The organism is Kineococcus halophytocola, from assembly GCF_041276425.1.
GTDB lineage: Bacteria > Actinomycetota > Actinomycetes > Actinomycetales > Kineococcaceae > Kineococcus > Kineococcus halophytocola.
This window is the reverse complement of record NZ_JBGFTU010000009.1, coordinates 79,237-101,649: the sequence shown is the minus strand read 5'-3', so window position 1 is coordinate 101,649 and position 22,413 is coordinate 79,237. Positions and strand designations below refer to the sequence as shown.

The following is a 22,413-nucleotide window of genomic DNA, read 5'->3' as shown; positions in this document are numbered from 1 at the left end:
TTTCAGAGCGCGAGGCGTTCGCGCACGACGCCCGCGAGGCGGTCGGCGACGTCCTGGGCGTGCTGCGTGTGCGCGGCCTCGACCATGACCCGCACGAGCGGTTCGGTGCCGCTGGGGCGCAGCAGCACCCGGCCGGTCTGCCCCAGCTCGCGCTCGGCGTCGGCGACGGCGGCCAGCAGGTCGGCGTCGCGGCCCGCGCGGGACTTGTCGACCCCGCGGACGTTGACGAGCACCTGCGGCAGCCGTTCGACGACCGAGGCGAGGTCGGCGAGGGACCGGCCCGTCTCGGCCATCCGGGCGGCCAGCTGCAGGCCCGTCAGGACGCCGTCGCCGGTGGTGGCGTGCGCGGGCAGCACGACGTGCCCGCTCTGCTCCCCGCCGATGCTCCAGCCGCCGGCGTTCAGCGCCTCCAGGACGTAGCGGTCCCCCACCCCCGTCTCCACGACGCGGACGCCCTCGCGCTGCATCGCGAGCTTGAGGCCGAGGTTGCTCATGACGGTGGCGACGAGGGTGTCCGCGGTGAGCTGACCGCGCTCGCGCAGGGCCAGGGCCAGGACGGCCATGATCTGGTCGCCGTCGACGGCCGCCCCGGCCGCGTCCACGGCCAGGCAGCGGTCGGCGTCACCGTCGTGGGCCAGGCCGAGGTCGGCGCCGTGGCGCAGGACCGCGGCCGTCACCGGCCCCAGGTGGGTGGAGCCGCAGCCGTCGTTGATGTTCAGCCCGTCGGGGGCGGCGTGCAGGGTCGTGACGCGGGCCCCCGCCTCGCGCAGGACGCGCGGGGAGACGGCGCTGGCCGCCCCCTCGGCGCAGTCCACGACGACGTGCAGACCGGCCAGGGACCCCGGGCCGCCGGGCAGGGTGGACAGCAGGTGCTCGACGTAGGTGTCCTGCGCGTCCTGCTCCACGTCGGGGCCGGCGTGGACCCGCCCGACACCACCGCCGGTGGGCCGTCGCGCCGAACCGGCGCGGTAGGCCGCCTCGATGCGGTCCTCCACCTGGTCGGGCAGCTTCGTCCCGCCGCGGGCGAAGATCTTCAGCCCGTTGTCCGGCATCGCGTTGTGCGAGGCCGAGAGCATGACGCCGAAGTCGGCGCCGGAGGTGTCGACGAGGTGGGCCAGGGCCGGGGTCGGCACGACCCCCACGTCGAGGACGTCGACGCCGGAGCTGGCCAGCCCGGCGACGACGGCGGCCGCCAGGAACTCCCCCGACGCGCGCGGGTCCCGGGCCACCAGGGCGCGGGGGTGCGCCGTCCCGCCCTCCTCGACGAGCACGGTGGCCGCGGCCGCGCTCAGCCCCAGCGCCATCTCGGCGGTCAGGTCGACGTTCGCCAGCCCCCGCACACCGTCGGTCCCGAAGAGCCGCCCCACCCTGTCGTCCTCTCCCTGCGTTCACGGGCCGTGCCCCTGCGGGCACCCGCCCCAGACACCACGACGGCCCCGGGAGAGTTCCCGGGGCCGTCGTGACGGTACTCGCTGCCCGCCGCACCGGGCGGCAGCGGCTGACCGGCGTGCGGCCGGATCAGCGCTTGCTGAACTGCGGCGCCTTGCGGGCCTTCTTCAGACCGGCCTTCTTGCGCTCGATGGCGCGCGGGTCGCGGGTCAGGAAGCCGGCCTTCTTCAGCGCCGGGCGGTTGGCCTCGAGGTCCACCGCGTTGAGCGCGCGGGCCACGCCGAGGCGCAGGGCGCCGGCCTGGCCGGAGGACCCACCGCCGTGGATGCGGGCGATGACGTCGAACGACCCCTCGAGCGCGGTCACGCGGAACGGCTCGTTGACGAGCTGCTGGTGGACCTTGTTCGGGAAGTAGTCGTCCAGCTCACGGCCGTTGATCTTCCACTGGCCGGAGCCGGGGACGATGCGGACGCGGGCGATGGCCTCCTTGCGGCGGCCGGTGGCCCCGCCGGGGGCGATGATGCTGTTGCCGCCGGTGGCCGGGGCGGACGACTCGGACGTGTAGGTCCCGTCGAACTCGTCCGTCTCGGTGACGTCCTCGACGACCTCTTCGGTGTACTCGCTCACAGTGCTCCTCGCTCAGACGGCCGGGACGGCGGATCGGGCTTCGCCGCGGCTCACTGCGCGACCTGGGTGATCGTGAAGGGCACGGGCTGCTGCGCCGCGTGGGGGTGCTCCGGGCCCGCGTAGACCTTGAGCTTGCTCAGGACCTGACGGCCGAGCGAGTTCTTGGGGATCATGCCGCGGATGGCCTTCTCGACGGCCTTCTCCGGGTTCTTGTCGAGCAGCTCGACGTAGCCGGTGGCCTTCAGGCCGCCCGGGTACCCGGAGTGGCGGTAGGCGACCTTCTGCTCGCGCTTGGAGCCCGTGAGGGCCACCTTGGCGGCGTTGACGATGATGACGTAGTCACCGCCGTCGACGTGCGGGGCGAAGGTCGGCTTGTGCTTGCCGCGCAGGAGGGTGGCGGCCTGGACGGCCAGGCGGCCCAGGACGACGTCCTCCGCGTCGATGACGAGCCAGCGGCGGTCGATGTCGCCCGGCTTCGGGGTGAACGTGCGCACGGGGGTTGCCCATCTCCTCGGACTTGTTGCGGACTGGGCCCGCGCTCGAGTCCTCCGGCGCCGGGGGTTCCCGGGCCTACGGCAGGCACTGCGTGGGCACAACGACCCATGACGTTACCCGCCGTCCACCTGACGGGTCAAAACGGCCCGGGCACCCGCTCCCCCGTCTCAGCGCACCCGCTCCACGCGCCGCACGTCCCACACGGGCTCGGGGGTCTCCACGACCCGCCCGTCCTCCCCGAACAGCAGGAAGCGGTCGAAGCCGCGGGCGAACCACCGGTCGTGGGTGACGGCCACGACCGTGCCCTCGAAGGCGGTCAGGGCCTGTTCCAGCGCCTCGGCCGAGTGCAGGTCCAGGTTGTCGGTCGGCTCGTCCAGCAGGAGCAGGGTCGCCCCCGACAGCTCCAGCAGCAGGATCTGCAACCGGGCCTGCTGCCCGCCGGAGAGGTTCTGGAACAGCTGCTCGGCGGCCTCGGCCAGCCCGTACCGGTCCAGCGCCCGCGAGGCGGCCTCGCGGTCCAGGCCGTCGCGGTGGGCGGTGCCGCGGTGCAGCACGTCGAGCAGGGACCGGCCCAGCAGGGCCGGCTGCTCGTGCGTCTGGGCGAACCAGCCCGGCCGCACGCGCGCCCCCAGCCGGACGCTGCCGGTGTGCCGCACCGCCTCCGGCACGTGCTCGTCGACGGGACGGTGCTCGGCGTCGGGGTCGGACCCGCCGGCGGCCAGCAGCCGCAGGAAGTGCGACTTGCCCGAGCCGTTGGAGCCCAGCACCGCGACGCGGTCCCCCAGCCACAGCTCGGCGTCGAAGGGCTGCATGAGCCCGGTGAGCTCCAGGCCCTCCACGACGACGGCCCGCTTGCCCGTGCGGCCCCCGCGCAGCCGCATCCGCACGTCCTGCGCCACCGGCGGCGCCTGGGGCGGCCCGGCCGCCTCGAACGCGGCCAGGCGCGTCTGCGCCGCCGCGTAGCGCGAGGACATGCCGTCGTTGAACTTCGACTTCTCCCGCAGCGTCACGACGAGGGTGCGCAGCTTGACGCGCTCCTCGTCCCAGCGGCGGCGCAGCTCCTCCAGCCGCTCCCCCCGGGCCTGCCGGGCGGCGCCGTAGTCGGCGAAGGACCCCCCGTGCGTCCACGCCACCGCCCCGGCCACGCCCGGTTCGAGCGTGACGATGCGGTCGGCCGCGGCGGCCAGCAGCTCCCGGTCGTGGCTGACGAGGAGCACCGACTTCGTCGTGGCGCGCAGCTGCCCCTCCAGCCACCGCTTGCCGGGCACGTCGAGGTAGTTGTCGGGTTCGTCCAGCAGCAGGACGCCCTCGGGCCCGCGCAGCAGCGCCTCCAGCACGAGCCGCTTCTGCTCACCGCCGGACAGCGTGCGGACCAGGCGGTTGCGGCAGGTGTCGAAGGACACCCCCAGGGCGGCGTGGGTGCACTCGTCCCACAGCACCTCCTGCTCGTACCCCCCGGCGTCGCCGAAGTCGGCCAGCGCCTGCGCGTACCGCAGCTGCGACTTCTCCGTCTCCTGCTCGACCATCGCCGCCTCGGCCGCCTCCACGGCCGCGAAGGCCTCCCGCAGCGGGGCGGGGGCCACGGAGACGAGCAGCTCGGCGACGGTCGTGCCGTCGCGGACCGAGCCGACGAACTGGCGCATGACGCCGAGGCCGCCGCTGCGGGCGACCGCCCCCTCCTGCACGGGCTCGTCGCCGGCGACGAGGCGCAGCAGCGTCGTCTTGCCCGTGCCGTTGGGGCCCACGAGGGCCGTCGTCGTCCCCCCGGCCACCCGGAAGGAGACCTCGCTCAGCAGGGGCCGGCCGTCGGGGAGCTCGTGGCTCAGCCCTGCGACGTCGACGTGCCCACCCGTTGTTCCCGCCACTGCTCCAGCCACTGCCCTGCTCCTCCTCGCGTGAGCGGCCAGTGTGCCGGGTCCGGGTCAGTGCCCGCCGCCGCTTTCCCGCCCGCCGCCGCTCTCGCGCCCGTCCGCGTCGGCGACCTCGGCGCGGGCGGTGTGCTGCACCCGCAGCGTGCAGCTCGTCGTGTCCGCGTCGGCCCACGCCCCGCTGACGTCGAGCACCGCGATGCCGGCCGTGCGCAGCTGCGTCACCTCGCCCGTGAGCGCCTCCACGAGCGCGCTGACGCCGGGGTTGTGGGCCACGAGGACGACCGTGGCGTCGGCGGTCTCGGTGTCCAGGCCGCGGACGATGCGCAGCAGGTCACCGAGGGAGGCCTCGTACAGCCGTTCCTCGTCGACGATGACGGGAGCGACGCACCAGCCGTCCAGGAGCCGGGCCGTGGTCTCCTCGGTGCGCCGGGCCGGCGAGCTCAGGAGCAGGTCGCAGCGGCCGACGTGCTCGCGCAGCCAGCGTCCCGCCTCCCGGGCGTCGGCCTTGCCGCGGTCGGCCAGGGGGCGGGCGATGTCCTGCAGACCGACCGGCGATTCGGCCTTGGCGTGGCGGACGACGACGAGCGTGGGCACACGCCCCAGCGTGCCGCACGGGTGGGCGCACGTCCCACCCGGCCCCTCACGGGAGGGTGCGCACGGAGCGCGCCTGCGCGGCGCGGGCGGCGAGGTCGGCGTCGGCGGGGTAGACGACCTCCTCCAGCGTCAGCCCCTGCGGGCCCACGACGGCGACCGCCGGGTCGCGCACGGCGCGGTCCTGCACGAGGCGGGGCCAGTCGACGTCGCGCCGGCCGTCGCCCACGGCGAGGGCGGCGCCCACGAGCGCGCGGACCATCGAGTGGCAGAAGGCGTCGGCCTGCACGTCGGCCACGAGCAGGCCGCCGGCGGTGCGCCGCCAGGAGTAGCCCAGCAGCGTGCGGACGGTCGTGGCCCCCTCGCGCGGCTTGCAGAAGGCGGCGAACTCGCGCAGCCCGACGAGGCTGCGCGCGGCGAGGTCCATGGCGGTGACGTCGAGGGGGCGGCGGTGGTGCAGCACGTCGAAGCGCCGCAGCGGGGGCACCCCGGCGGGGTCGTCGCAGACCCGGTAGGCGTAGCGGCGGCGCAGGGCGCCGAACCGCGCGTCGAAACCGGCGGGGGCCCGCCCGGCGCCGTGGACGCGCACGTCGGGCGGCAGGACGCCCGCCAGGCGCCGCACGAGGGCCTGTGCGGGCGGGGCGTCGGAGCGCCCCGGCACGGCCGCCCACGCGGCCGCGGGGACGTCGACGTGGGCCACCTGCCCGCTCGCGTGCACCCCGGCGTCGGTGCGCCCGGCCACCGTCAGGCGCGGGGCCGGGTCCAGGCGCAGCACGCGGCCCAGGGCGGCGGTCAGCTCCCCCTGGACGGTGCGCAGCCCCGGCTGCTCGGCCCAGCCGGCGAAGCGCGTCCCGTCGTAGCCGAGGTCGAGCCGGACGCGGACGAGCCCGCCCTCCCCGGTGGGGAGGACGGGCTCGTCGTGCGGGAAGGAGGCGCTCAGGCCTGGTCCTTCTTCTCGTCGCTCGGGTCGGCCTCGGCCGCATCGAGCTCGACGCCCTCGTCGGCGGTCGCCGGGGCGTCCGCGTCGGGCAGGGTGTCGGGCTGCTGCACGCCGCCGGCCTCGACCTCGGTGGTCTCCGGGGTCTCCTCGGCCGGGGTGGACGCCGCGGCGGCCTGCTCGGCCTCGCGCACGACGCCCTGCTTGGCGCTGACCGGCTCCATGACGAGCTGGATCACGGCCATGGGGGCGTTGTCGCCCTTGCGGGGGCCGATCTTCACGATGCGGGTGTAGCCGCCGTTGCGCTCGGCCATGGCCGGGGCGATCTCGGTGAAGAGGAAGTGCACGACGGACTTGTCGCGCACCGTCTTCATGACCTCGCGGCGAGCCGCCAGGTCACCCTTCTTCGCGAACGTGATGAGGCGCTCGGCGTGCGGGCGCAGCCGCTTGGCCTTGGCCTCGGTGGTGGTGATGCTGCGGTGTTCGAAGAGCGCAGTCGCCAGGTTGGCGAGGATGAGCTTCTCGTGGGCCGGCCCGCCGCCGAGCCGCGGACCCTTGGTGGGGGTGGGCATTGTGTTGTCTCCTCGGTGTTGCCGCTCGCGTTCTCAGCGCGTGCGGCTGCGGACGGTCAGAGCTGCTCGTCCTCGGCGAACGACTGGTCGTCGTCCTCGAAGTCGTTGACGACGGCGCTCGGGTCGAACCCGGGCGGGGAGTCCTTGAGGTGCAGACCCATGCCGACCAGCTTGGCCTTGACCTCGTCGATGGACTTCTGCCCGAAGTTGCGGATGTCGAGCAGGTCGGCCTCGCTGCGCGAGACCAGTTCGCCGACGGTGTGGATGCCTTCGCGCTTGAGGCAGTTGTAGGAGCGGACGGTGAGGTCCAGCGCCTCGATCTCGAGCGCGAGGTCGGCCGCGAGCGCGGCGTCGGTCGGCGAGGGGCCCATGTCGATGCCCTCGGCCTCGACGTTGAGCTCGCGCGCCAGGCCGAACAGCTCGACGAGCGTCTTGCCGGCGGAGGCGACGGCGTCGCGCGGGGAGATGGCGTGCTTGGTCTCCACGTCCACGACGAGGCGGTCGAAGTCCGTCCGCTGCTCGACGCGGGTGGCCTCGACCTTGTACGTCACCTTCAGGACCGGGGAGTAGATCGAGTCGACCGGGATGCGGCCGATCTCCTGCTCACCGGACTTGTTCTGCGCGGCCGAGACGTAGCCGCGGCCGCGTTCGACCGTGAGCTCCAGCTCGAGCTTGCCCTTGCCGTTGAGCGTCGCGATGTGCAGGTCGGGGTTGTGCACCTCGACCCCGGCGGGCGGGGCGATGTCGGCCGCGGTGACCGCGCCCGGGCCCTGCTTGCGCAGGTACATCACGACGGGTTCGTCGTGCTCGGAGGAGACGACGAGGTTCTTGACGTTGAGGACGATCTCGGTGACGTCCTCCTTGACCCCCGGCACGGAGGTGAACTCGTGGAGCACACCGTCGATGCGCAGGCTCGTGACCGCCGCGCCCGGGATGGACGACAGCAGGGTCCGGCGCAGGGAGTTGCCGAGGGTGTACCCGAAGCCGGGTTCGAGGGGCTCGATGACGAAGCGCGAGCGGTACTCGTCGACGACGTCCTCGGTGAGGGTGGGGCGCTGTGCGATCAGCACGGAGGTTCCTTCCCGCGGGCGTCCGCCATATGACGCCCCGCACGCCCGTCGACATCGGTCCGCCGACGGGGTCTGACTGCTAGAACTGGGTTCCGGTGGGGACGGTCCCGACGCCCGCCGCGCGGGTGGGCGTCAGGACCGGACCCTCGTCAGACGCGCCGACGCTTGGGCGGACGGCAGCCGTTGTGCGGGCTGGGGGTCACGTCCTGGATCGCGCCGACCTCCAGGCCGGTGGCCTGGAGGGAGCGGATCGCCGTCTCACGGCCCGAACCCGGGCCCTTGACGAAGACGTCGACCTTGCGCATGCCGTGCTCCTGCGCACGACGGGCGGCCGCCTCGGCGGCCATCTGCGCGGCGAACGGGGTGGACTTGCGCGAGCCCTTGAAGCCGACCTGACCGGCCGACGCCCACGCGATGACCGCGCCCGTCGGGTCGGTGATCGACACGATCGTGTTGTTGAACGTCGACTTGATGTGCGCGTGGCCGTGCGCGACGTTCTTCTTCTCCTTGCGACGCGGCTTGCGCGTCGCCGTGGCCTGACGGCTCTTGGGAGGCATGCTCTCCGGACTCCTGGTGGACTGCGACGACTGGGGTGCGAGGGCGAACCACGGGTTCGCGAGGCGGCCCGCTGGCGGACCGCACCGTCACGGGGACGGTTACTTGCGACCGGCCTTCTTCTTGCCGGCCACGGTGCGCTTGGGGCCCTTGCGGGTGCGCGCGTTGGTCTTCGTGCGCTGCCCGCGGACGGGCAGGCCGCGGCGGTGCCGCAGACCGGCGTAGCAGCCGATCTCCACCTTGCGGCGGATGTCGGCGGCCACCTCGCGGCGGAGGTCACCCTCGACGCGGTAGTTGCCCTCGATGTGGTCGCGCAGCGCGACCAGGTCGTCGTCCGTGAGGTCGCGGACGCGCAGGTCCGGGCTGACGCCCGTCGCGGCCAGGGTCTCCTGGGCGCGGGTGCGACCGACGCCGTAGATGTACGTGAGCGCGATCTCCAGCCGCTTCTCGCGGGGGAGGTCGACGCCGACGAGACGTGCCATGCGGGATGGTCCCTCTTCTGTCGCGGAGGTCTGCCGCAGGACCGCTCCCGCCGTCTCGAGCGGGCCCCGGCCTCCGACCGGGGGTGTCACCGCCCGCCCCGGGAGGGGCGGTCGGCGGGTCCTGCGAGTGAGTGGTGCGCGTCCTCGGCGAGGACTGCGGGTCGTGCGGCGGTGTGACCCGCTGCGTCAGCCCTGGCGCTGCTTGTGGCGCAGGTTGTCGCAGATGATCATGACCCGCCCGTGACGGCGGATCACCTTGCACTTGTCGCAGATCTTCTTGACGCTCGGCTTGACCTTCATCGTGTCTCCGGTCGTGCAGAACCCACCCCGGGGTCCGGGGTGGGCCGGCGGCCAGTGGGTGGTCACTTGTAGCGGTAGACGATGCGCCCGCGGGACAGGTCGTAGGGGCTGAGCTCGACGACCACCCGGTCCTCGGGGAGGATGCGGATGTAGTGCTGACGCATCTTCCCGGAGATGTGGGCGAGCACCTTGTGGCCGTTGCTCAGCTCGACGCGGAACATCGCGTTCGGCAGAGCCTCGATCACGGTGCCTTCGATCTCGATGACGCCGTCCTTCTTCGGCATGTCCTCCGCTTTTCATCAAGTGTCGGGTGGAGTCAGCCCGGCCCCGCTGGCGGAACCAACGGGAGGCATGGCGGACCGACGGTCAAGCTTACGCGACGGCGCGCCGTGGGCGAAATCGGGCGATCATGCCGTCCGACTGCGCTGCGGCGCAACCGAAGACGCATCCGGCGATCAGTCCCCCGGGACGGTGATGCCGTACGCGGCGAGCTCGGAGGCGCCGCCGTCGGGGGCGGTGAGCACCCACAGGCCCTCGTCGAGGACCGCCACCGTGTGCTCCCAGTGCGCGGCGCGCGCACCGTCGGACGTCACGACCGTCCAGTCGTCGGCCAGCACCTCGGTCTCGACGCCGCCGCGGGTGCACATCGGCTCGATGGCGAGCACGAGCCCGGGCTTGACCTTCGGGCCCTTCTCGCGGACGCGGTGGTTCAGGACCTCCGGGGCCATGTGCATGGCCGTCCCGATGCCGTGCCCGGTGTAGCCGTCGACGATGCCGAGCCGGCCGTCCACGGAGTCCTCCACGGCCGCCCCCACGTCCCCGACGCGACCGCGCGCGTCCAGCGCCGCGATGCCGGCCCACAGCGCCTGCCGGGTGATCTCCACCAGCTCGGCGTCCCCGGGGTCGGCCGCCTCCCCCACGATCGCGGTGAAGGCCGAGTCCCCGTGCCAGCCGTCGATGACGCACCCGCCGTCGACGGAGACCACGTCGCCCTCGGCCAGCACCTGCTCGCCCGGGATGCCGTGCACGACGACCTCGTTGACCGAGATGCACAGCGTCTTGGGGTAGCCCTGGTACCCGAGGAAGTTCGAGGTGCCGCCCCCGGTGCGGATGACCTCCGCCCCCAGGGCGTCCAGCTCGGCGAGGGTGAGCCCGGGCCGCAGGGCCGAGCGCACGCTCTCCAGCGCCGCGTACGTCAGCAGCCCGGCCTTGCGCATGGCCAGCACCTGCTCGGGGGTCTTGTACTCGACCCGTTCACGTCCGAACACGAGGGGCGGCCTCAGGCGTCGGGCAGGTCGAGGGCCTCGACCAGCCGCTCGGTGACGTCGGAGATCTCCCCCAGCCCGTCCACCGACCGCAGCAGGCCCCGCTCGGAGTAGACCTCGACCAGCGGGGCCGTCTGCTCCAGGTACACCTGCTGGCGGGTGCGGATGACGTCCTCGGTGTCGTCGCTGCGGCCCTGCTCGACGGCGCGCCTGGACAGCCGGCGCACGAGCTCGTCGGTGTCGGCGGTGATCTCCAGCACGTGCTCGAGCTTGCCCCCGGTCTCGACCAGCATGTCGTCGAGCTCGCGGACCTGGTCGGTCGTGCGGGGGTAGCCGTCGAGGATGAAGCCCCCGGCGGCGTCCGGCTGCTGCAGCCGGTCGCGGACCATCGCGTTGGTGACGGAGTCGGGCACGTACTTGCCGGCGTCCAGGTACTCCTTGACCGTCGTGCCCAGGTCGGTCTCCGCCGCGACGTTGGCGCGGAAGATGTCGCCGGTCGAGATGGCGGGGACGCCGAGGCGGTCGGACAGGAGCTTGGCCTGGGTGCCCTTGCCCGCACCGGGCGGACCGAGGAGGACGAGACGTGTCATCGCAAGAACCCTTCGTAGTTGCGCTGCTGGAGCTGGGACTCGATCTGCTTCACCGTCTCGAGCCCGACCCCGACGATGATCAGGATCGACGTGCCCCCGAAGGGGAAGTTCGTGTTCGCATTGAAGAGCACGAACGCGATGAGGGGAAGCAGCGAGATGAGCCCCAGGTACAGCGATCCTGGCAGGGTGATGCGGGTGAGGATGTAGTCGAGGTACTCCGCGGTGGGCCGTCCGGCGCGCACACCGGGGATGAACCCGCCGTACTTGCGCATGTTCTCGGCGACCTCGTCCGGGTTGAACGTGATCGCGACGTAGAAGTACGCGAAGAAGATGATGAGCAGGAAGTAGACCGCCATGTACAGCGGGTGGTCGCCCTTGGTGAAGTGGTCGGTGATCCACGCCACCCAGGCCGCGTTCGGGTCGTTGAACTGGGCCACGAGGGCGGGCAGGTAGAGCAGCGAGGAGGCGAAGATGACCGGGATGACCCCGGCCATGTTGACCTTCAGCGGGATGTAGGTGGACGTGCCCCCGTACATGCGCCGACCGATCATCCGTTTGGCGTACTGGACGGGCACCCGGCGCTGGGACTGCTCGACCGCCACGACGGCCGCCACGACGACGAGACCCACCGCGAGCACACCGGCGAAGGTCAGCCAGCCGCGCTCGCGGCCGATCGCCAGCAGCGACGTCGGGAAGGTGGCCGCGATCTGGGCGAAGATCAGCAGCGACATGCCGTTGCCGACGCCGCGCTCGGTGACGAGCTCACCGAGCCACATGATCAGGCCGGTGCCGGCCGTCATGGTCAGGACCATCAGCAGGATCGTCGGGACGCTCTGGTCGGGCAGGACCTCGGCGTTGCACGAGGTGCCGAACAGGCGCGAGGGCTCGCGGGCGATCGTGACGTACGTCGTGGACTGCAGGACGGCCAGACCGATGGTGAGGTAGCGCGTGTACTGCGTCAGCTTGCCGGTCCCCTGCTGGCCCTCCTTCTTGAGGGCCTCGAAGCGCGGGATGACGACCGTCAGCAGCTGCACGATGATGCTGGCGGTGATGTACGGCATGATCCCGAGCGCGAAGATGCTCAGCTGGAGCAGCGCCCCGCCCGAGAACAGGTTCGCCAGGCCGAGCAGGTCGTTGCCGGTCTGCGCCACGTCGATGCACTGCTGCACCGCGGAGTAGGAGACCCCCGGAGCCGGCACGAAGGAGCCCAGCCGGACCAGGGCGATGATCCCGATCGTGAAGAGCAGCTTGCGGCGCAGGTCGGGCGTCCGGAAGGCGCGACCGATTGCGGTGAGCACTACGACCTCCTGCACCGCGCTCCCGAGGGAGCCGGAGTCGTTCCTGACTGGTCGGACGGTTGGGCCGAACAGGGTACTTCGGGCACAACGGGTGCTGCGCCGTACACGGGGGCCCAGCGCCACACGGACGCGCAGCTCCGGCTAGACCCTACCTCCCCGCAAACGCACACACGGCGGTAGCGGGCGATCACTCGCCGCTACCGCCGTGTGAGCGGTCGTGCTGGGCGTCAGCGGACGGTCGTGGACCCGCCCGCAGCCGCGATCTTCTCGGCCGCCGAGGTCGAGAACTTGTCGGCCGTCACCTGCAGCGCCACGGACACCTCACCGGTGCCGAGGACCTTGACGGGCTGGCCCTTGCGGACGGCGCCCTTGGCGACGAGCTCGTCGACACCGACGGTGCCGCCCTCGGGGAAGAGGGTGGCGAGCTTGTCGAGGTTGACGACCTGGTACTCGACGCGGAACGGGTTCTTGAACCCGCGCAGCTTCGGCAGGCGCATGTGGAGCGGCATCTGCCCGCCCTCGAACGCCTCGGGCACCTGGTAGCGGGCCTTGGTGCCCTTGGTGCCGCGACCGGCGGTCTTGCCCTTGCTGCCCTCACCGCGACCCACGCGGGTCTTCGCGGTGTTCGAGCCCGGGGCCGGGCGCAGGTGGTGCAGCTTCAGGACGTGCTCACCCTGGTTGGGCATCAGTCGACCTCCTCAACCTTCACGAGGTGCGCGACGGTGTTGGCCATCCCACGGAACTCGGGCTTGTCGTCCTTGACGACCGACTGCCCGATCTTGTGGAGTCCGAGGCTGCGGAGCGTGTCGCGCTGGTTCTGCTTGCCGCCGATGCCGGACTTGATCTGGGTCACCTTGAGACGAGCCATCAGGAGCTCACCCCCGCGGCCTGGGCGCGCAGCAGCGCGACCGGGGTGACCTGCTCCACGGACAGACCGCGGCGGGCCGCGACCTGCTCGGGACGCTCGAGACCGCGCAGGGCCTCGATGGTCGCGTGCACGATGTTGATCGCGTTGTCCGAGCCCAGGGACTTCGACAGCACGTCGTGGATGCCCGCGCACTCGAGCACGGCGCGCACCGGACCACCGGCGATGACACCGGTACCCGGGGAGGCCGGGCGCAGCATGACCACGCCGGCCGCCTTCTCGCCCTGCACGGGGTGCGGGATGGTGCCCTGGATCTTGGGGACCCGGAAGAAGTTCTTCTTGGCCTCCTCGACACCCTTGGCGATCGCCGCGGGCACCTCCTTGGCCTTGCCGTAGCCGACACCGACGGTGCCGTCGCCGTCACCCACGACCACGAGGGCCGTGAAGCTGAAGCGACGACCGCCCTTGACGACCTTAGCGACGCGGTTGATCGTCACGACGCGCTCGACGAAGTTGCTGCGGTCCGCGTCGCCGCGTCCGCGGTTGTCGCGGCCGCCGTCGCGACCGCCGCGACCGCGGTCGTTCCCGCGGTTGTCGTTGCGGTTGTCGCCGCCGCCGGCCGCACCGGCGCCTCGGCGCTGGGGTCCAGGCATCAGACGTTCCTCATCTCATCGACTTCGTAGGTCACAGGGACAGCCCCGCCTCACGAGCGCCGTCCGCGATGGCCGCGACGCGCCCGGCGTAGCGGTTGCCGCCGCGGTCGAAGACCACGGCCTCGACACCGGCGGCCTTGGCCCGCTCGCCGACGAGGACGCCGACGGCCTTGGCCTTGGCCGACTTGTCGTCGCCGCTGGCGCGCAGGTCCGCCTCCATGGTCGAGGCCGACGCCAGGGTGTGACCCGCGGCGTCGTCGATGACCTGGACGAACACGTGACGCGTGGACCGCGTGACGACGAGACGAGGACGCACGGCGGTGCCGACGACCTTCTTGCGCACGCGGGTGTGACGACGCTTGCGCGCCGGCGCAGTGCCCTTCTGGGTCTTCTGGGTGGAGAGTCCCATCGTCACTTACCAGCCTTTCCGACCTTGCGGCGGATCTGCTCGCCGGCGTAGCGCACGCCCTTGCCCTTGTACGGGTCGGGCTTGCGGAGCTTGCGGATGTTCGCAGCGACCTCGCCGACCTGCTGCTTGTCGATCCCCGCCACGGAGAACTTGGTGTTGCTCTCCACCGCGAAGGTGATGCCCGCCGGCGCCTTGACGACGACCGGGTGGCTGTAGCCCAGCGCGAACTCCAGGTCGGAGCCCTTGGCCGTGACGCGGTACCCCGTGCCGACGATCTCGAGCTTCTTCTCGTAGCCCTTGGTCACACCCTCGACCATGTTGGAGATGAGGGTGCGGGTCAGGCCGTGCAGCGAGCGCGAGGTGCGCTCGTCGTCGGGACGGGTGACCGACAGGAGCCCGTCCTCGGTGCGCTCCACCGCGATGGGGGAAGCGACCGTGTGGCTCAGTTCGCCCTTGGGGCCCTTGACCGAGACGGCGGAGCCGTCGATGGTCACGTCCACGCCCGAGGGGACGGTGATCGGGAGTCGACCGATGCGCGACATGAGTTCTCCTCCCTCACCAGACGTAGGCGAGGACTTCCCCACCCACGCCCTTCTTGTTGGCCTGCTTGTCGGTCAGCAGCCCCGAGGACGTGGACAGGATCGCCACGCCGAGGCCACCGAGCACGCGGGGCAGGTTCGTCGACTTCGCGTAGACCCGCAGACCGGGCTTGCTCACGCGGCGCAGGCCGGCGATCGCACGCTCACGGTTCGGGCCGAACTTCAGGTTCAGCGTCAGCTTCTTGCCCACTTCGGCGTCCTCGACGGTCCAGGAGGCGATGTAGCCCTCGGCCTGGAGGATCTCGGCGATGTGGGACTTCAGCTTGCTGTACGGCATCTGGACGGTGTCGTGGTACGCCGAGTTGGCGTTCCGCAGACGCGTCAGCATGTCCGCGATGGGGTCGGTCATCGTCATCGGGCTCGTCCGCCCTTCCTCGCCGCGGTTTCCGTGCCTCGCAGTGCGGGCCGGACCTTCGGCGTCTCAGTGATCAGGGTCGTGAAGGAGTAGGAGGTCACCAGCTGCTCTTGGTCACACCGGGCAGCTCGCCGCGGTGTGCCATCTCGCGCACGCAGACACGGCACAGGCCGAACTTGCGGAACACGGCGTGCGGGCGACCGCAACGCTGGCAGCGGGTGTAGGCGCGCACCTTGAACTTGGGCTTGCGCGCGGCCTTGTGGATCAGAGCGGTCTTCGCCACGGTCAGTTCTCCTTGAACGGGAAGCCCAGAGCACGCAGCAGCGCACGGCCTTCGTCGTCGGTCTTCGCCGTCGTCACGACCGTGATGTCCATCCCGCGGACGCGGTCGATCTTGTCCTGGTCGATCTCGTGGAACATCGACTGCTCGGTGAGACCGAAGGTGTAGTTGCCGTTGCCGTCGAACTGCTTCGGCGACAGCCCGCGGAAGTCGCGGATGCGCGGCAGCGCCAGCGACAGCAGGCGGTCCAGGAACTCCCACATCCGGTCCCCGCGCAGGGTGGTGTGGCAGCCGATCGGCATGCCCTCGCGCAGCTTGAACTGGGCGATGGACTTCCGGGCCTTGGTGATCTGCGGCTTCTGGCCGGTGATGGCCGTCAGGTCGCGGACGGCGCCGTCGATCAGCTTGGAGTCACGCGCAGCCTCGCCGACACCCATGTTCACCACGACCTTGACCAGGCCGGGGATGAGCATGACGTTCGGGTAGGAGAACTGCGTGTGCAGCTGACCCTTGATCTCTTCGCGGTAGCGCTGCTTCAGACGAGGCAGGGCGGGCGCTTCAGTGGTGGTGGTCATCAGATGTCCTTGCCGGAACGCTTGGCGACGCGGATGCGGTTGGTCTTGGTGCGACCGTCGCGCTCGACCTTCTCCTCGCGGATGCCGACGCGCGTCGGCTTCCCGGTCTCCGGGTCGACGAGCTGCACGTTGCTGATGTGGATCGGCGCCTCGCGCTCGACGATGCCGCCCTCCACACCCGGACGGGCCTTGGTGTGGCGCTTGACGCGGTTCACACCCTCGACCAGGACGCGCTGCGTCTCGGCGTTGACCTCGAGCACCTTGCCCTGCTTGCCGAGGTCCGACGTCTTGGTGCCGTCCTCGTTCTTGCGCCCGCGCACGCGGGTGATGACCTGGACCAGGTCACCCTTCTTGATGCGCAACTTCGCCATGGTCAGAGCACCTCCGGCGCCAGCGAGATGATCCGCATGAACTTCTTCTCACGCAGCTCGCGACCGACGGGCCCGAAGATGCGGGTGCCGCGCGGGTCGCCGTCAGCGCGGAGGATCACCGCGGCGTTCTCGTCGAAACGGATGTAGGAACCGTCGGCGCGCCGACGCTCCTTCTTGGTGCGGACGATGACGGCCTTGACCACATCGCCCTTCTTGACGTTCCCGCCGGGGATGGCGTCCTTGACCGTGGCCACGATCACGTCACCGATGCCGGCGTAACGGCGGCCGGAACCGCCGAGCACGCGGATGCACAAGATCTCCTTGGCACCCGTGTTGTCGGCGACCTTGAGCCGCGACTCCTGCTGGATCACTCTCTACTCCTTCGTCGCGCCGGTTCTCGACCACCCGCGAGGGGGCGAGCCTGGCCGAACGGACATGGAATCTGGGGGTGGGCCGCAACCGCGGCCCACCCTCGGTCGAACGCGTCCGAGGACGCGCGCGTCACTTCGCGCGTTCGAGGACCTCGACGACGCGCCAACGCTTGGTCGCCGACAGCGGCCGGGTCTCGGCGATGAGGACGAGGTCCCCCACGCCGGCCGTCTCGACCTCGTCGTGCGCCTTGACCTTCGTCGTGCGGCGGATGACCTTCGCGTAGAGCGGGTGCTTCACGCGGTCCTCGACCTCGACGACGACGGTCTTCTGCATCTTGTCGCTGACGACGTACCCGCGGCGCGTCTTGCGGTAGCCGCGCTCGGTGCTCGCCTCGGACGACACGGCGGTGTCCTGCTCGCTCACTTCGCAGCCTCCTTCGTGATCGGCGCCTCGGTGATGCCGAGCTCGCGCTCGCGCATCGTCGTGTAGATGCGGGCGATGTCCCGCTTGACGGCCTTCAGCCGGGAGTTGTTCTCCAGCTGGCCGGTGGCGGACTGGAAGCGCAGGTTGAACAGCTCTTCCTTCGCCTTCTTCAGCTCGTCGACCAGCTTCGCGTCGTCGAACTCACGCAGCTCGTCGGCGCTCAGGCCCTTGGTCCCGATGGCCAACTCACTCACCACCTTCGCGGCGCACGATCTTGCACTTGACGGGCAGCTTGTGGATGGCGCGGGTCAGCGCCTCCGCAGCGACCTTCTCGTTGGGGAACGACAGCTCGAACATGACGCGTCCGGGCTTGACGTTCGCGATCCACCACTCCGGCGACCCCTTACCGGACCCCATGCGGGTCTCGGCGGGCTTCTTCGTCAGCGGCCGGTCCGGGTAGATGTTGATCCAGACCTTGCCGCCACGACGGATGTGGCGGGTGATGGCGATACGGGCCGACTCGATCTGCCGGTTCGTGACGTACCCGCCCTCGACGGCCTGGATCCCGTACTCACCGAACGTGACCCGGGTGCCGCCGGACGCCGCACCACGCCGCGTGGGGTGGTGCTGCTTGCGGTGCTTGACTCGCCGTGGGATGAGCACGACTCAGGCCTCCGTTCCGGTGCTGGCCGGCGCCGCAGCGGGGGCAGCCTCGGCTGCCGGCTGCTGCTCGGCGGTGGGACGGCGACGCCCGCGGCCCTCGCCGCGGTCACCGCGCTCACCACGACGCGGCGCGCGCGGGGCGGCGGCCTGCGACTGGGCGAGCTCACGGCTGGTGACGTCACCGTGGTAGATCCAGACCTTCACGCCGATGCGGCCGAAGGTGGTGCGGGCCTCGTAGAACCCGTAGTCGATGTTCGCGCGCAGCGTGTGCAGCGGGACGCGACCCTCGCGGTAGAACTCCGAGCGGCTCATCTCGGCGCCGCCCAGACGGCCGGCGCACTGCACGCGGATGCCCTTGGCGCCCGAGCGGAGCGAGGTCTGCATCCCCTTGCGCATGGCGCGACGGAACGAGACGCGGCTCGCGAGCTGCTCGGCGATGCCCTGGGCGACCAGCTGGGCGTCGGTCTCGGGGTTCTTGACCTCGAGGATGTTCAGCTGGACCTGCTTGCCCGTGAGCTTCTCCAGCTCACCGCGGATGCGGTCGGCCTCCGCGCCGCGACGGCCGATGACGATGCCCGGCCGGGCGGTGTGGATGTCGACGCGCACGCGGTCGCGGGTGCGCTCGATCTCGACCTTGGAGATGCCGGCGCGCTCCATGCCCTTGGACATGAGGCGGCGGATCGCGACGTCCTCCTTGACGTAGTCGGCGTAGCGCTGACCGGTCTTGGTGGAGTCGGCGAACCAGCGGCTCTTGTGGTCCGTGGTGATGCCCAGTCGGAACCCGTGCGGGTTGACCTTCTGTCCCATCAGCGGGTCCTCCTCGTCTTCTTGGCGCCGGCGACGGCGGGGGCCACGACCACGGTGATGTGGCTCGTGCGCTTCAGGATGCGTCCGGCGCGGCCCTGGGCCCGCGGACGGAAGCGCTTCATGGTCGGACCCTCGTCCACGTGGATCGCCTTCACGACGTACTCGTTCGGGTCGAACGCCTCGGAGTGCTTGTCCGCGAGGAACTTCGCATTCGCGATGGCGCTCTCGACGAGCTTGCGCACGGGCTCGGCCGCCGCCTGCGGGGCGAACGAGAGCACGGCGACGGCTTCGGTGGCCTGCTTGCCCCGGACGAGGTCGACGACTCGGCGCGCCTTCTGGGGCGTGACGCGGAGGTGCCGCGTCTGCGCCTTGGCTTCCATCCCTGTCCTGCTTCCTGGTTTCGGTCTCGAAAGGTTGTGTCGCGTGAGCCGGTGGCTCAGCGGCGACGACCCTTGCGGTCGTCCTTCTCGTGGCCCTTGAACGTCCGCGTGGCTGCGAACTCGCCGAGCTTGTGCCCCACCATCGACTCGGTGACGAAGACGGGGACGTGCTTGCGGCCGTCGTGCACCGCGAACGTGTGACCCAGGAAGTCCGGCGTGATGACCGAACGGCGGGACCAGGTCTTGATGACGTTGTGCGTACCGGCCTCGTTCTGCGCGTCCACCTTCTTCTGGAGGTGGTCGTCGATGAACGGGCCCTTCTTCAAGCTGCGAGGCATGGCTCTAGCTCCCTATCAGCGCTTCTTGCCGGTGCGGCGGCGACGGACGATGAGCTTGTCGCTCTCCTTGCCCGGACGCCGCGTACGGCCTTCAGGCTTGCCCCAGGGGCTGACGGGGTGACGCCCACCGGACGTCTTCCCCTCACCACCACCGTGCGGGTGGTCGATCGGGTTCATGGCCACACCGCGCACGGTCGGGCGCTTGCCCTTCCAGCGCATGCGGCCGGCCTTGCCCCAGTTGATGTTGGACTGCTCGGCGTTGCCGACCTCGCCGATGGTGGCGCGGCAGCGGACGTCGACGTTGCGGATCTCGCCCGACGGCATGCGCAGCTGCGCGTACCGGCCCTCGCGGGCGACGAGCTGGACGCTGGACCCCGCGGAACGGGCGATCTTCGCGCCGCCACCGGGACGGATCTCGATGGCGTGGATGACCGTGCCGACGGGGATGTTGCGCAGCGGCAGGTTGTTGCCCGGCTTGATGTCGGCCTCGGGGCCGTTCTCGATCCGGTCACCCTGCTTCAGCTTCGCCGGGGCGATGATGTAGCGCTTCTCGCCGTCCACGTAGTGCAGCAGCGCGATGCGGGCGGTGCGGTTGGGGTCGTACTCGATGTGCGCGACCTTGGCGACGACGCCGTCCTTGTCGTGACGACGGAAGTCGATGACGCGGTACGCGCGCTTGTGGCCACCACCGATGTGACGGGTGGTGATGCGCCCGGACGAGTTGCGGCCACCGGTCTTGGACAGCGGGCGGACGAGCGACTTCTCCGGCTCGCTCCGCGTGATCTCGACGAAGTCGGCGACGGACGAGCCACGGCGGCCCGGCGTCGTCGGCTTGTACTTGCGGATTCCCATTGCAGCGTTTCCTCGGGTTCGAAGGTGTCTACGGCAGTCGTGCGAGCCCCTGGCGGGCTCAGGCGACCGAGCCGCCGAAGATGTCGATCGTGCCCTCGCGCAACGTCACGATGGCCCGCTTGGTGTCCTTGCGCTTGCCCGTACCGAACCGGGTGCGACGGCTCTTGCCCTGACGGTTCGCGGTGTTGACCGCGGAGACCTTGACGCCGAAGACCTTCTCGACCGCGATCTTGATCTCGGTCTTGTTGGCCCGCGGGTCCACCAGGAAGGTGTACTTGCCCTCGTCGATGAGCCCGTAGCTCTTCTCCGAGACGACCGGCGCGAGCAGGATGTCGCGCGGGTCCTTCTGGGTTCCGCCGAGCGCGCTCACAGGGTGCTCCCTTCGGACTCCGCCGCCACCGCGGTCGCGGTGCGACCCTTGCGCGGGCCGGCGACGAAGGCGTCGAGGGCCGCGCGGGTGAAGACGACGTCGTCGCTCTTCAGGACGTCGTAGGTGTTGAGCTGGTCCGCCGGCAGGACGTGCACGTTGTCGAGGTTGCGCAGCGACTTCTGCGAGACCTCGTCGTCGCGGGTCAGGACGACCAGCACGTTCTTGCGGCCGGACAGCGTGGCGATGAGCGTGCGCGCCGTCTTGGTCGAGGGGACCTCGCCGGAGGCCAGGCCCTCGACGACGTGCAGACGCTCGTGACGCACCCGGTCGGACAGGGCACCGCGCAGGGCGGCGGCCTTCATCTTCTTGGGCGTGCGCTGGGCGTAGTCGCGCGGCTGGGGGCCGTGCACGGTGCCACCACCGGTGAACTGCGGCGCGCGCAGCGAACCCTGGCGGGCACGACCGGTGCCCTTCTGCTTGTACGGCTTCTTGCCGCCACCGCGGACCTCGCCCCGCGTCTTCGTCGCGTGCGTGCCCTGGCGGGCGGCGGCGAGCTGGGCGGTCACGACCTGGTGGATCAGGGCGACGTTCGCCTGGCGGGCGAAGTCCTTCGCCGGCAGCTCGACGGTGCCGTTGGTGCCACCGTCAGCCGTCCGCAGGGGGACGGTGACGTTCTCGGTGGCGTGAGTTTCGGTCGACATCTGGCTCAGGCCTCCTTCACGCGCGCCTTGGACGCGCTCTTGACGAGCACGAGCCCGCCGCGGGGACCGGGGATCGCGCCCGTGATGAGCAGCAGGCCCTTCTCCGCGTCGATGGCCTGCACGGTCAGGTTCTGGGTCGTCTGGCGGGCAGCACCCATGCGCCCGGCCATCCGCATGCCCTTGAACACGCGACCCGGGGTGGCGCAGCCGCCGATCGACCCGGGCTTGCGGTGGTTGCGGTGCGCACCGTGGGAGGCGCCCACACCGGCGAAGCCGTGACGCTTCATGACACCGGCGAAGCCCTTGCCCTTGGTGGTCCCGACCACGTCGACGGTCGTGCCGGTCGCGAAGACCTCGGCGGTGACCTCCTGACCGAGCTGGTACTCACCGGCGTCGGTCGTGCGCAGCTCCACCAGGTGACGGCGAGGCGCGACGTCCGCCTTCGCGAAGTGGCCGGCAGCGGGCTTGTTCGCCTTGCGCTGCGCGATCGCCGTGGTGGCCAGCTGGACGGCTTCGTAGCCGTCGGTGGTAGTGGTGCGGATCTGGGTCACGACGTTCGGCTCGACCTTGACGACCGTCACCGGGACGACGCGGTTGTCCGCGTCCCACAGCTGGGTCATGCCGAGCTTGGTGCCGAGCACCCCTCGCACTTGCCTGTCGCTCATCGTGTGCAGTCCCTCAGAGCTTGATCTCGATGTCGACCCCGGCCGGGAGGTCGAGCCGCATGAGCGAGTCGACGGTCTTCGGCGTCGGGTCGATGATGTCGATGAGACGCTTGTGCGTGCGCATCTCGAAGTGCTCGCGGCTGTCCTTGTACTTGTGCGGCGAGCGGATGACGCAGTAGACGTTCTTCTCCGTCGGCAGCGGCACGGGCCCTGCGACCGAGGCACCAGTGCGGGTCACCGTGTCGACGATCTTGCGCGCCGAGCTGTCGATGACCTCGTGGTCGTAGGCCTTGAGCCTGATGCGGATCTTCTGTCCCGCCATGGCGTCGTCTGACTCTCTCTCTTCGTACCGCTACTGACTCGCGCGCGGCGCGGCGCCCCGTGGGGTGGGGCTCCGACCCCCGAGGTCGGGCGTGTCGTGCTGTCGCACGATCTGCACCCTCGCCCGGTTGCCCGGTGTGGTCCTGTCGTCCTGTTCAGGTTGCCCTGGAGGTCCAGGTGAACCGTTCGCCGCCCGTCCGAGACGTTCGACGTTCGCGGTTGCCGGCCGGTGGTCTGGCCCGGTCCCCGGATCGGGTGGAATCGTGATCCAGGCGCGGTCCAGCGGCGCAGCAACCCCGACAGTCTGCCAGACGGAGGCGGCCCTTGGCGAATCGAGCAGCGGCGGACCGGTGCTGGGCTGCTCCCCCACGA

The 22,413-nt window shown here is 71.0% G+C and carries 36 protein-coding genes; all 36 read right to left on the bottom strand.

Features of this window, described 5'->3' with window-relative positions; translation table 11 throughout:
* Positions 1 to 2: 2 nt before the first annotated feature.
* The 36 genes from glmM to rpsJ all read right to left on the bottom strand — a co-directional run bounded on the left by glmM (position 3) and on the right by rpsJ (position 22,042).
* The gene (gene glmM, locus AB2L27_RS09665; RefSeq protein WP_370441253.1) at positions 3 to 1,367 is read right to left on the bottom strand and encodes a phosphoglucosamine mutase; all 1,365 of its coding nucleotides are present in this window, start codon (positions 1,365 to 1,367) and stop codon (positions 3 to 5) included.
* A 151-nt stretch (positions 1,368 to 1,518) separates the two neighbouring features.
* Positions 1,519 to 2,016, bottom strand: a complete 498-nt coding sequence (gene rpsI, locus AB2L27_RS09660; protein ID WP_370441252.1) for a 30S ribosomal protein S9 — start codon at positions 2,014 to 2,016, stop codon at positions 1,519 to 1,521.
* A gap of 50 nt (positions 2,017 to 2,066) precedes the next feature.
* A complete protein-coding gene (gene rplM, locus AB2L27_RS09655; RefSeq protein WP_370441251.1) occupies positions 2,067 to 2,510 on the bottom strand; it encodes a 50S ribosomal protein L13 in 444 nt (147 codons plus the stop codon).
* Positions 2,511 to 2,678: 168 nt separating this feature from the next.
* The gene (locus AB2L27_RS09650; protein WP_370441250.1) at positions 2,679 to 4,388 is read right to left on the bottom strand and encodes an ABC-F family ATP-binding cassette domain-containing protein; all 1,710 of its coding nucleotides are present in this window, start codon (positions 4,386 to 4,388) and stop codon (positions 2,679 to 2,681) included.
* Between the two features lie 45 nt (positions 4,389 to 4,433).
* Positions 4,434 to 4,976, bottom strand: a complete 543-nt coding sequence (locus tag AB2L27_RS09645; RefSeq protein WP_370441249.1) for a SixA phosphatase family protein — start codon at positions 4,974 to 4,976, stop codon at positions 4,434 to 4,436.
* A 46-nt stretch (positions 4,977 to 5,022) separates the two neighbouring features.
* Complete coding sequence (locus tag AB2L27_RS09640; protein WP_370441322.1) at positions 5,023 to 5,913, bottom strand: tRNA pseudouridine synthase A; 891 nt, start codon at positions 5,911 to 5,913, stop codon at positions 5,023 to 5,025.
* Complete coding sequence (gene rplQ, locus AB2L27_RS09635) at positions 5,910 to 6,482, bottom strand: 50S ribosomal protein L17 (RefSeq protein WP_370441248.1); 573 nt, start codon at positions 6,480 to 6,482, stop codon at positions 5,910 to 5,912. The genes AB2L27_RS09640 and rplQ overlap by 4 nt, the downstream gene beginning before the upstream one ends.
* Positions 6,483 to 6,538: 56 nt before the next feature.
* Positions 6,539 to 7,552: a DNA-directed RNA polymerase subunit alpha gene (locus AB2L27_RS09630; protein WP_367636854.1), complete on the bottom strand. Its 1,014-nt coding sequence runs from the start codon at positions 7,550 to 7,552 to the stop codon at positions 6,539 to 6,541.
* 149 nt (positions 7,553 to 7,701) lie between these two features.
* Positions 7,702 to 8,109 (bottom strand): 30S ribosomal protein S11, encoded by a 408-nt coding sequence (gene rpsK / locus AB2L27_RS09625; RefSeq protein ID WP_106209584.1) that lies wholly within the window; start codon positions 8,107 to 8,109, stop codon positions 7,702 to 7,704.
* Positions 8,110 to 8,208: 99 nt separating this feature from the next.
* Complete coding sequence (gene rpsM, locus AB2L27_RS09620; protein WP_366172883.1) at positions 8,209 to 8,589, bottom strand: 30S ribosomal protein S13; 381 nt, start codon at positions 8,587 to 8,589, stop codon at positions 8,209 to 8,211.
* A gap of 186 nt (positions 8,590 to 8,775) precedes the next feature.
* Positions 8,776 to 8,889, bottom strand: a complete 114-nt coding sequence (rpmJ, locus tag AB2L27_RS09615) for a 50S ribosomal protein L36 (RefSeq protein ID WP_106209588.1) — start codon at positions 8,887 to 8,889, stop codon at positions 8,776 to 8,778.
* A 62-nt stretch (positions 8,890 to 8,951) separates the two neighbouring features.
* Positions 8,952 to 9,173 (bottom strand): translation initiation factor IF-1, encoded by a 222-nt coding sequence (gene infA, locus AB2L27_RS09610; RefSeq protein ID WP_012084955.1) that lies wholly within the window; start codon positions 9,171 to 9,173, stop codon positions 8,952 to 8,954.
* 171 nt (positions 9,174 to 9,344) lie between these two features.
* Complete coding sequence (map, locus tag AB2L27_RS09605) at positions 9,345 to 10,157, bottom strand: type I methionyl aminopeptidase (protein ID WP_370441247.1); 813 nt, start codon at positions 10,155 to 10,157, stop codon at positions 9,345 to 9,347.
* Positions 10,158 to 10,168: 11 nt separating this feature from the next.
* Entirely contained in the window at positions 10,169 to 10,744 is a 576-nt protein-coding gene (locus tag AB2L27_RS09600; RefSeq protein WP_370441246.1) for an adenylate kinase, read from the bottom strand.
* A complete protein-coding gene (secY, locus tag AB2L27_RS09595; protein WP_370441245.1) occupies positions 10,741 to 12,042 on the bottom strand; it encodes a preprotein translocase subunit SecY in 1,302 nt (433 codons plus the stop codon). Before secY ends, AB2L27_RS09600 begins: the two co-directional genes overlap by 4 nt.
* Positions 12,043 to 12,269: 227 nt before the next feature.
* Positions 12,270 to 12,728, bottom strand: a complete 459-nt coding sequence (gene rplO, locus AB2L27_RS09590; protein WP_370441244.1) for a 50S ribosomal protein L15 — start codon at positions 12,726 to 12,728, stop codon at positions 12,270 to 12,272.
* Complete coding sequence (rpmD, locus tag AB2L27_RS09585; protein ID WP_370441243.1) at positions 12,728 to 12,910, bottom strand: 50S ribosomal protein L30; 183 nt, start codon at positions 12,908 to 12,910, stop codon at positions 12,728 to 12,730. Before rpmD ends, rplO begins: the two co-directional genes overlap by 1 nt.
* Positions 12,910 to 13,560, bottom strand: coding sequence for a 30S ribosomal protein S5 (gene rpsE, locus AB2L27_RS09580; RefSeq protein WP_370441242.1), 651 nt, complete (start codon positions 13,558 to 13,560; stop codon positions 12,910 to 12,912). The genes rpmD and rpsE overlap by 1 nt, the downstream gene beginning before the upstream one ends.
* A 31-nt stretch (positions 13,561 to 13,591) precedes the next feature.
* The gene (gene rplR, locus AB2L27_RS09575; protein ID WP_370441321.1) at positions 13,592 to 13,969 is read right to left on the bottom strand and encodes a 50S ribosomal protein L18; all 378 of its coding nucleotides are present in this window, start codon (positions 13,967 to 13,969) and stop codon (positions 13,592 to 13,594) included.
* Between the two features lie 2 nt (positions 13,970 to 13,971).
* Positions 13,972 to 14,511 (bottom strand): 50S ribosomal protein L6, encoded by a 540-nt coding sequence (rplF, locus tag AB2L27_RS09570; RefSeq protein ID WP_370441241.1) that lies wholly within the window; start codon positions 14,509 to 14,511, stop codon positions 13,972 to 13,974.
* Positions 14,512 to 14,524: 13 nt separating this feature from the next.
* The gene (gene rpsH, locus AB2L27_RS09565) at positions 14,525 to 14,923 is read right to left on the bottom strand and encodes a 30S ribosomal protein S8 (protein ID WP_367636841.1); all 399 of its coding nucleotides are present in this window, start codon (positions 14,921 to 14,923) and stop codon (positions 14,525 to 14,527) included.
* A gap of 97 nt (positions 14,924 to 15,020) precedes the next feature.
* Complete coding sequence (locus tag AB2L27_RS09560; RefSeq protein ID WP_370441240.1) at positions 15,021 to 15,206, bottom strand: type Z 30S ribosomal protein S14; 186 nt, start codon at positions 15,204 to 15,206, stop codon at positions 15,021 to 15,023.
* Positions 15,207 to 15,208: 2 nt separating this feature from the next.
* Complete coding sequence (rplE, locus tag AB2L27_RS09555; RefSeq protein WP_370441239.1) at positions 15,209 to 15,778, bottom strand: 50S ribosomal protein L5; 570 nt, start codon at positions 15,776 to 15,778, stop codon at positions 15,209 to 15,211.
* On the bottom strand, positions 15,778 to 16,149 hold the full coding sequence (rplX, locus tag AB2L27_RS09550; RefSeq protein WP_370441238.1) for a 50S ribosomal protein L24: 372 nt from the start codon (positions 16,147 to 16,149) through the stop codon (positions 15,778 to 15,780). The genes rplE and rplX overlap by 1 nt, the downstream gene beginning before the upstream one ends.
* Before the next feature lie 2 nt (positions 16,150 to 16,151).
* Positions 16,152 to 16,520, bottom strand: a complete 369-nt coding sequence (rplN, locus tag AB2L27_RS09545) for a 50S ribosomal protein L14 (RefSeq protein ID WP_012084971.1) — start codon at positions 16,518 to 16,520, stop codon at positions 16,152 to 16,154.
* Between the two features lie 130 nt (positions 16,521 to 16,650).
* Positions 16,651 to 16,944 carry a 30S ribosomal protein S17 gene (gene rpsQ / locus AB2L27_RS09540; RefSeq protein ID WP_370441237.1) on the bottom strand — a complete coding sequence of 98 codons (294 nt, stop codon included), beginning with the start codon at positions 16,942 to 16,944 and terminating at the stop codon, positions 16,651 to 16,653.
* Positions 16,941 to 17,189 (bottom strand): 50S ribosomal protein L29, encoded by a 249-nt coding sequence (gene rpmC / locus AB2L27_RS09535; RefSeq protein WP_370441320.1) that lies wholly within the window; start codon positions 17,187 to 17,189, stop codon positions 16,941 to 16,943. The genes rpsQ and rpmC overlap by 4 nt, the downstream gene beginning before the upstream one ends.
* Before the next feature lies 1 nt (position 17,190).
* Entirely contained in the window at positions 17,191 to 17,607 is a 417-nt protein-coding gene (rplP, locus tag AB2L27_RS09530; RefSeq protein ID WP_370441236.1) for a 50S ribosomal protein L16, read from the bottom strand.
* A gap of 3 nt (positions 17,608 to 17,610) precedes the next feature.
* The gene (rpsC, locus tag AB2L27_RS09525) at positions 17,611 to 18,414 is read right to left on the bottom strand and encodes a 30S ribosomal protein S3 (RefSeq protein WP_370441235.1); all 804 of its coding nucleotides are present in this window, start codon (positions 18,412 to 18,414) and stop codon (positions 17,611 to 17,613) included.
* Complete coding sequence (gene rplV / locus AB2L27_RS09520; protein WP_366172914.1) at positions 18,414 to 18,794, bottom strand: 50S ribosomal protein L22; 381 nt, start codon at positions 18,792 to 18,794, stop codon at positions 18,414 to 18,416. The genes rpsC and rplV overlap by 1 nt, the downstream gene beginning before the upstream one ends.
* A 56-nt stretch (positions 18,795 to 18,850) precedes the next feature.
* Positions 18,851 to 19,132 carry a 30S ribosomal protein S19 gene (gene rpsS / locus AB2L27_RS09515; protein ID WP_367636833.1) on the bottom strand — a complete coding sequence of 94 codons (282 nt, stop codon included), beginning with the start codon at positions 19,130 to 19,132 and terminating at the stop codon, positions 18,851 to 18,853.
* Positions 19,133 to 19,147: 15 nt separating this feature from the next.
* Positions 19,148 to 19,984, bottom strand: coding sequence for a 50S ribosomal protein L2 (rplB, locus tag AB2L27_RS09510; RefSeq protein WP_370441234.1), 837 nt, complete (start codon positions 19,982 to 19,984; stop codon positions 19,148 to 19,150).
* 58 nt (positions 19,985 to 20,042) lie between these two features.
* Entirely contained in the window at positions 20,043 to 20,354 is a 312-nt protein-coding gene (rplW, locus tag AB2L27_RS09505) for a 50S ribosomal protein L23 (RefSeq protein WP_370441233.1), read from the bottom strand.
* Positions 20,351 to 21,055, bottom strand: coding sequence for a 50S ribosomal protein L4 (rplD, locus tag AB2L27_RS09500; protein ID WP_370441232.1), 705 nt, complete (start codon positions 21,053 to 21,055; stop codon positions 20,351 to 20,353). Before rplD ends, rplW begins: the two co-directional genes overlap by 4 nt.
* Positions 21,056 to 21,060: 5 nt before the next feature.
* Complete coding sequence (gene rplC / locus AB2L27_RS09495) at positions 21,061 to 21,720, bottom strand: 50S ribosomal protein L3 (protein ID WP_370441231.1); 660 nt, start codon at positions 21,718 to 21,720, stop codon at positions 21,061 to 21,063.
* A 13-nt stretch (positions 21,721 to 21,733) separates the two neighbouring features.
* Positions 21,734 to 22,042, bottom strand: a complete 309-nt coding sequence (gene rpsJ, locus AB2L27_RS09490; protein WP_012084982.1) for a 30S ribosomal protein S10 — start codon at positions 22,040 to 22,042, stop codon at positions 21,734 to 21,736.
* Between the last annotated feature and the right edge of the window lie 371 nt (positions 22,043 to 22,413).